Below are 7,660 nucleotides of genomic sequence, written 5' to 3'. Positions count from 1 at the left end.
TCCTGCACTACCTGACGTTTGAACTCGATGCTGTGCGTGCGATAAGTCACCATGGGCTTCCATCCTTCGAAAGCCCGGCTTCCAAGTCAATTCTGCTTGTTCACCCTGTCCGGTCCGAGGGGCGCACTCCAAACTGCGGTCAGTCTTGGACGCAGAGAAGCGACCATTGCCGGCGACGTCCATTTCCAATTTTGCAACCGATGACACTCAACTGGAAACTCGAAGTGTCACGCTTCAGCACGGTCTCAATAAATCGGCTCTCACGCTGGCCGAACGATTTCGATTGGGGTTCGATGCCGATGCGCGCCAAGAAATCATTGACCAAGCAATTGAGGCTGTTCAGCGTTCGGATCAATCGACCCTTGCAAGCGGCAGGCGGCGTCCCGACTGGACCATTCCGAGCGCTGGCCTTGAAACGCTCTGGACCGCAGAGCCGACCGCCTTTGAGGCTATTGCGGATTTCCTCTCGATTCAGTCTGCTGACAATCTGAATCAACTCGCTGTCCATGAGCCTGGTCTCCTATATCCGATGGTCTCCGTTGGACTCAAATGCGACCCAATTCGTTTTGCCTCGATATGGCGTAACCTCCTGTCTACGAGACATCATACTGTATATCGAACGAACCTCGGCTCGGACTGGCTTCTCACCATGCCTTTCGCGTGCACGAGCCCCAAGGGGTGGGCACTTCAGATTGAAGCGTTCGACTTCTGTGAAAACGACCGCGAGCTACTCGATTGCACCTTGCACGCAGAGACTCCAGACCTCCAGCAGCGATTGATCGGTTGGACTATTTCTGAAGCCCAATCACCCTCCATCTGGAGACGGGGGCGGGCTATGATTGTTCGGGGCTATCTGGGCCTTTCGTCGCCGCGTGTCGAAGACCTAGAGCGCCTGGACATACAGGCGTCTTGGCTCGGAAATGTCTGGCGCTATGCCGAAGGATGGAGGGAGCGCCGCCGCTCAATTGTTCATTGGCTGGAGCAGTTCAGGTCAGCCGACAATGGCATATCCGCGTCAGCGGATTTCGAACTCCTCAAGAGCAGTGCTGACCGTCGCGTCTGGCGGATGCTTGATGGATGTAAACTGAACCATCATTCTCAGATCATATTCGAGCGACAGCGCTCTGAACTTAAGCGAGCGATAGAGAAACGCGAAAAGGATATGGGGGAGAAATTCCTCGACCAAAAGCTTGTCGACGGCCTCTGGCCTCGCAATATGAAGCTGAATTGAAGCATCCGAACGCGGTTCAGATGAACCAAACGAACTCCGTTCGCGCGTTTCGCAAAATGTGTGCGGGTGTACTACGCTTTTTCCGCACCTTCTTGGCAAGGGGGTCGCTGCGCACCCCTGTTGCATCCCCCGAGCCGCAAGGTCTTCGCGAAAGATCCAGTATGACCACGTCGATGACCCGGCGTAGATCGACCGGCATCTGTTCAATAATAGCGTCCTTTAGCTGTGCCGTCGTCGTTATGGATAAGTCTTTACGCCCCGCGATTTTCTCACCTGCCCCGAACCATAGAACGAGATAGATGCCTTGATCCGCCGCATCAGGGTGCACGCTATAGCGGTCGTGAAGCTGCGCCGAGGCGGCTGAAAAGAGCTTTGAATGCCACTGCCCTTTGACCTCGATGACGAGCAGCCGCCGTCGACCGTCAATAATCACTGATGCTGTGATGTCGCATCGGTTCGCATGCGCCATGTGATGTTCGATTGTGACCGAGAGGTTCAAGGCCGACATTTTCACCTGTAGCCGGTCAACGATCCGATCGCGCGAACTATTTTCATCGAGGTGCTCGCCGCCCGGATAGAACATGTTGAGCGGGTCGGTCTCGGCGCCCTGAACCCATCGCTGGTATTCCACCAGTTCTTCAACCAACAATGCACGCAAATCCTCCACGGTGGCGATCTTGCTATGGTCGAGAAAATTGACGATGTCCTTTGCAGAGGGCGTTCGAAAATCCTGTAGCGCCTGTTTCCGGTGCGCCGCAGCTTTCATGCTGCGGGCATCCCTGTGGAAATCAGCAAAGCGATCATCGGACAAAAGCTTGTCCAGGACCGGGAGGCTCTGATCAGGAGAATCGCGTCCTATTAGGTGAACCACATCGCTCAGAAAGCGATAGGCCGTTTCGCCGGGCGGGTCGCCCGTACCCCACGAGCTGGGTAGAAAGACCTTCGGCCATACATCGACGTATGCGTCTAAGATTGCAAATACCTTCTTGGCCGAGAGCACAGGCCACCCCACCGCGTCATCCCGATAAAACCGGCCCGCTCGACGCTCCAAACGGGTTATCGTCTGCGGATCAGCCTTTAGCGCTTCCCAAACAGCTCCCGGCGGATCTTCTAGGAAGAATAGTGCCCGCAGAAACCAGAATTTTTGGTCGGACTTTTCGTCGTCGGTCGTAGCTTCACGCCCGGTCCACGCCGCACATTGTTGTTCGATTAAGTGCCGTAGTCTTGAGCGATCAGCATGCTCCGCACAGATGTCAAAGAGCGTATCTCTGGCCCCCTTGGGCATTTCCGGAAACCGCTCCAGCCATTCCAACGCCAGTGTTTTTTGAAGAGGTTTGAATGCCTGTTTGTGACGAAGCCAGCCGACATCGGTAGGTGGGTCGCCCGGTTGAGTTAGCTGGGGTTCGATAAATTCTCGCGCATAGGCTTCGACATCCGAAAGATCCCCAAACAGCAGTCGATCGATCTCGGCTTCCAAAGCCTTGCCTTCTCCTTCCCCATATCCACCATACCCCCCCAAATCAGTCTTCACGGCGGCAAGGACTTTACGATCGATCCGCTCAAGAGTTCCTGACCCGCGAAAATATGCGAGACATGCGGCGTGCAGCACCCGCGTGACCGCCTTCCGTTGTTGAGAAAGAGCTGATAGAGTCGGAACATGCTCGTCGAGCAAGGGGAAGCTGTTCAGAAGCGCTCTGTCAGCGCTGCGAACGTCATCGAATATCTCACCCATCTTTTCGGGTTGGAGAAGGTAGTAGTCGGCAATCAGTCGGAGTGCACCCCAGTGCGCACCGGCCTCGATTCTTGCCAAATTTTCTCGAAAAAAGGCTAGCCTCGCTAGTTTGGTTTGATCTTCCTTGCGTTGCCATCTACGGTTTGATCTCGGCCAGCGATACCGATCCTTGTCTATCAATGAACGGGTTTCACGCTCACGCTTGGACCAGATTCTGAGCAGCTCTGATCGTTCGCGTCCTTGCCTGCGCATCAAGGCCCGGAAATCGTCTGGACCTTTCTTTTCCGAATAAATGTTATGCATGGAATAAAATCCGCCCCACAATGCGGCATTGCCCGTTTCAAAGGCATGGTCGAGCAGGGCACGATAATCACGTAGGTTCATCTGCAACCCCGAATGACGCTGGCTCATCGAGAGGCGCATCCGAACGTCCCATACGTCCTTGTCGTCGGCACAACCTGCGAAAGCGAGCCGATGTATCGCCTGCCGTAATTCGTCGTTCTCGGTCAGTGCCTGCACTGCGATGCTCTGATCTGACGATTTGGTGCGATCAAACGTCAGAGATTTCGTCCATCCCCAAATTTTGTCTGGCGCATGTGTATTGGTCGACAGCTTGAAATATTGGTCAAGCAGTGAGCCGGCGATCTTGCTGACCTCGATACGACAATTGCATCGATGTTCGCGTGTTGCACCGCATGTGCAGGTGAGGCCACGGGTAAGCTCGTCGAGAAGCCATTCTGTGCCGGGCAGGTCGAACGTGCTGATAAACTGCCTCACGTAAAAACGAAGCTCCGGCGCCGCTTGATCGCGTCGTTTCCTGACCTTCCCTGTTGCTGCAATTCTTTGGAGCAAGGCGAGTACCTGCTCCCTTCCGATCACCTTCATACCCAATTCGGTGATGATATCAGTCGCGATACGCAACGAGGCTGTATCGCCCATCGCTATCAGGGTTGTGACATCCGGCCCGCGGTCGCGGTCCGGCAATTCCGTGAGAAGGTGCTGCGCACGCATACGAGACGACAACTGGTTGTCAGCGTCGAGCATGATGCAGCAAAGCTCTTCTTCGAGGTGCGGGATAGCGTCGGATGCTTGAAGAAGTTCGAGAAGAAGATCGCGCAACTCGGGCGCGACTTTGTCGCCAGTCAGCTGCTCTTTCAGGTCATCGACCATATCGACGCTGAAGAGGCCAGCCACGCTAAATCGCCGCCAGGAGTCGCTGCGGCGGAAATACGGATCGATTTTTGAGAGCTCGCGCAGTCGTGTCATGAGAAGATGCTTGGATGACGACGTAAGTTGCGACGGGTCGCCGTTGGCCAGCACCGCATAAGGGTCGACGTCGATACAAGCCCGTTGGATATGGGGACTTCCTACAGCCGCCATCCATCCGAGCATGCCCCGAAGCTCGTCGCGCACTACGCTGTTGGGCGCGATTACCGCGAGACACCGGCCAAGGGAAAGCGGATCGGTAGCATCGTCAATGCGTGTCGCAAGATAGCGTGCGGCACAATATTCTGAAACGATGCGATGCACCGGCTCGTGCCTCGCGGGTGTGGCTGATGGTTTGAAGAGCCGCGTGTCGAGCGTGGATTGCAACAATGACAGGTCAGCGGTGCTGACCGCCCGCAGATACGGGAAATCCATATCGCCTGGCTGCTCTACAGAAGATAAGCCTGTTGATCCCGATAACAGCAGTTTTGCAAAGAGCTCTTCTCCGACGCGGATAATTGCATCAGAGGGCGGCCGTCCGCGCTGTTTTGGCGATGCGCTTCGCTCCGAGGTCAGCCTCTCGACCGCGTCAACGAAAATCCTGCTTTTTGTCACGAACTTCCGACCGCTCTGCACATAGGCGTCAGAGAAGAGCTTGAGAAATTGTGGATTACCTAAAAGCGGCACGAGCTCGAAGCGAGCAGCTTCATTGAGGAACGCTGTGAAATCCTCTCCCGGAAGATAGGCTTCAAAAAGCAGCTTCTGTTCCGCTTCGGAAAACGGCAAAAGCCGTACCACGGCCGGCTCAGAGCCGAAGCACTGTTGCAAAAGCCGGGTTCGTGCCGGGTCCCATTCACTGGAGCGACAGGCCAGCACGACGATACCCGCCTGCGACTCCTTTGCCTTGACGATGATCTGATCAATTGCAGATTGGTCTATACGGGCCACTTCATCGAGAGCATCGATGACCAATGACGGAACCTCGGCTATCACCGAGCGGTGACGGAAGCTGGTTGCTGTGCAGAATTCACCACCTAAATGGGCGGCCATGCTCGTCAGAAGATCGCTCTTGCCAGCACCTGGTTCTGCTAGCACAACAATGAGTGCCTCTTCGGCGAGCAAAGCCGCCTCTGAAATGATCCTGTCCCCGTGATAGAGCGATCGTGGAATATAATTTTGGTCCATTCATGCAGCATAAGCGCCGCCAATGTCTCACCCAAGCTGCAATTTAAGATTGGTGGAACGCACGTGACTGGCGTGTGCCTGGATTCGTTCAGTAGTTCCCGTCAACTCCATCGTGCTGACGCGCGGCGCCTATCGGACGAACACGAAAGAACCCGCTGAGCCTCGCGTATTGAGTAGAGTGCTTGTTTGCAAATATTTAAATTTGCGGCGATCATCGCCGCATTTTTGAAAGATTGTAAATTCACTTTAAAAGTGATAGTTTCTGAGAGTCGCAAAATACGGCGATGATCGCCGCATCGAAAGTGTTTTTTAAACCTATGCCAACGAACACCGACCGAAGACAATTGCTGCGAAACCTGGTGCCTGAGGGGCTACCGGTGACGAAGCGTTGGCTGTCCGAGCAGAATCCGGACTTCGATCGCCACGCGCTCGATAATCTGGTCAAAAGCAGGCAGCTCACGCTGGTCGCGTCCGGTGTCTATATACGCCCCAGTACACACCTTACCTGGCAGGGCATCGTCACCGCACTGCAGACCATCTTCCGCACGGATCTAAGTGTCGGCGGATTGACAGCGCTCGAATTGCAAGGATTTGCGCACTACCTGCCATTGTCGAGGCAACGCGCGGTCCATCTTTACGGCAAAGACGTTTTGCCGGCCTGGCTAGGGAGTGCGCTGCCTTCAGTCCAGTTCGTTCGCCACAATCGTCTCTCCTCGCTAGGCGGTTCCGGCCTCGTCAACCGCGAGTACGACACAAACGAGCGAACGCTCGTGGATAGCAGCATACCGGGTCAGCGGACAGGCGCTTGGCCGTTCACCATGTCATCGCCCGAGCGGGCTTACCTTGAAGTCCTGATGGACGTGCCGGGCGCCATATCCTTCGAGCACGCCGACCAGCTTCTCCAGGGCATGACCACGCTCTCACCAAGGCGCATGGAGCAACTCTTGCGCAAGTGCACGAGCGTCAAATTGCGCAGGCTGTTCTACTGGATGGCCGAGCGTCATTCCTACGCCTGGCTGAAGAAGCTTCCCAAACCCGAAGCGCTTGATGAGCTTGGCCTTGGTAGCGGTAACAGAATGCTGGTCAGAGGCGGCAGACTCGATCCAAAATACCGCATAACGGTTCCGGAGGAGATGTGGACACAACCAGCCCTTATTACAGACAAGTCCGACTCCTGACGCGTGTCTTGCCGCTGGTCGCGGCGGAGACGTGTTTCGCCCTCAAAGGCGGCACCGCCATCAATCTCTTTGTTCGCGATCTGCCGCGGCTCTCCGTCGACATCGATCTCGTCTATCTGCCCATGGACGAGCGTGACGAAGCGCTTAAGAAGATTGCTGAAGCGCTCTCGCGCATTGCTGATGCGATCTCAAAGGCGATGCCCGATACGGAGATCATCAGATCGTACGAAGATCAGCGGGATGCCTTGCGTCTTTTCGTGACCCAAGGCGGCGATCGGATCAAGATCGAACTCTCCCCTGTGCTGCGCGGCTCAGTATTCCCCGAGGAGCTACGGGAGGTGTCGCCCGCAGTCGAAGAGCAATTCGGTTACGTCGAGATGCAGCTTCTTTCGATCCCCGATCTATATGCCGGAAAAATCTGCGCGGCGCTTGACCGCCAACATCCGCGTGATCTCTTCGATATCAAATTGCTGCTCGAGAATGAAGGGCTGACCGAAGATTTGGTGAAGACTTTTCTCGTCTACCTCATCAGTCACAACCGAACGATGGCTGAACTCCTACAACCAACCCGCAAGGACATTGCCGGCATCTACGAAGGAGAATTTCTGCGCATGTCGCAGATCGAGGTGAGCCTCGATGAATTGCTCGACGTTCGCGAGCGGCTGATCACCGGGCTAAATCAGGCATTGACCGACGATCAGCGAAAATTCCTGCTCTCCTTCAAAGCCCGTCGCCCGCAATGGGATCTGCTCGGATTTGAAGGGGCGGACAAGCTGCCCGCCGTTCGCTGGAAGCTGCACAATCTGGATCGCATGCCAGAAGAACGGCATCGCGGGGTGTATGAGAACTTGGAGCGGGTGTTCGGCCAGAAACGCAAATAAGCGACGCCGCGCAAGAATCAGGTCGATCCCGTCTCACCGACACGACATCAGGATGTCTTCAAGACGTGGAGGGGACTGCTCCATCTGGTGTGTCATCTCCCGCAGATTCCCGTGTCAGTTCGAGACGCGTGATTGTCAGTGTTCCGTACGCATCCGGTGAAGACCGCAGACGTGCGCATCCGGCAGCCAGGAGAACCTGAGCACCGGAGTGCTGGGGTCAAGCTTTCTTTGGGGAGACGCGATGATA

Annotated in this window: 4 protein-coding genes; 3 read left to right on the top strand and 1 reads right to left on the bottom strand. The window is 55.6% G+C overall.

All coding sequences use genetic code 11. The features are described from left to right. Nucleotides 1-166: 166 nt before the first annotated feature. A complete protein-coding gene (locus tag NKJ91_RS32960; RefSeq protein WP_352458835.1) occupies nt 167-1,231 on the top strand; it encodes a hypothetical protein in 1,065 nt (354 codons plus the stop codon). 16 nt (nt 1,232-1,247) lie between these two features. Here the strand turns inward: NKJ91_RS32960 and eruA are convergent, their stop codons facing one another. Then, complete coding sequence (eruA, locus tag NKJ91_RS32955) at nt 1,248-5,354, bottom strand: NACHT domain-containing antiphage protein EruA (RefSeq protein ID WP_352458834.1); 4,107 nt, start codon at nt 5,352-5,354, stop codon at nt 1,248-1,250. Nucleotides 5,355-5,638: 284 nt separating this feature from the next. Between eruA and NKJ91_RS32950 the strand changes: the two genes are divergently transcribed. Both NKJ91_RS32950 and NKJ91_RS32945 read left to right on the top strand, forming a co-directional pair. Beyond that, entirely contained in the window at nt 5,639-6,532 is an 894-nt protein-coding gene (locus tag NKJ91_RS32950) for a type IV toxin-antitoxin system AbiEi family antitoxin domain-containing protein (RefSeq protein WP_352458833.1), read from the top strand. Nucleotides 6,533-6,540: 8 nt separating this feature from the next. Next, a complete protein-coding gene (locus NKJ91_RS32945) occupies nt 6,541-7,413 on the top strand; it encodes a nucleotidyl transferase AbiEii/AbiGii toxin family protein (protein WP_352458832.1) in 873 nt (290 codons plus the stop codon). Nucleotides 7,414-7,660: the final 247 nt, after the last annotated feature.

Source organism: Mesorhizobium sp. M0040, assembly GCF_040323505.1.
In the GTDB taxonomy this organism is placed as follows: Bacteria; Pseudomonadota; Alphaproteobacteria; order Rhizobiales; family Rhizobiaceae; genus Mesorhizobium.
Note: the sequence above shows the minus strand (reverse complement) of the source record. Positions and strands in the feature narration are given on the sequence as shown.

Excerpts from the sequence above, each read along its gene's own strand:
- eruA (WP_352458834.1), bottom strand. The coding sequence starts at position 5,354 with ATGGACCAAAATTATATTCCACGATCGCTCTATCACGGGGACAGGATC.
- NKJ91_RS32950 (WP_352458833.1), top strand. The coding sequence starts at position 5,639 with ATGATCGCCGCATCGAAAGTGTTTTTTAAACCTATGCCAACGAACACC.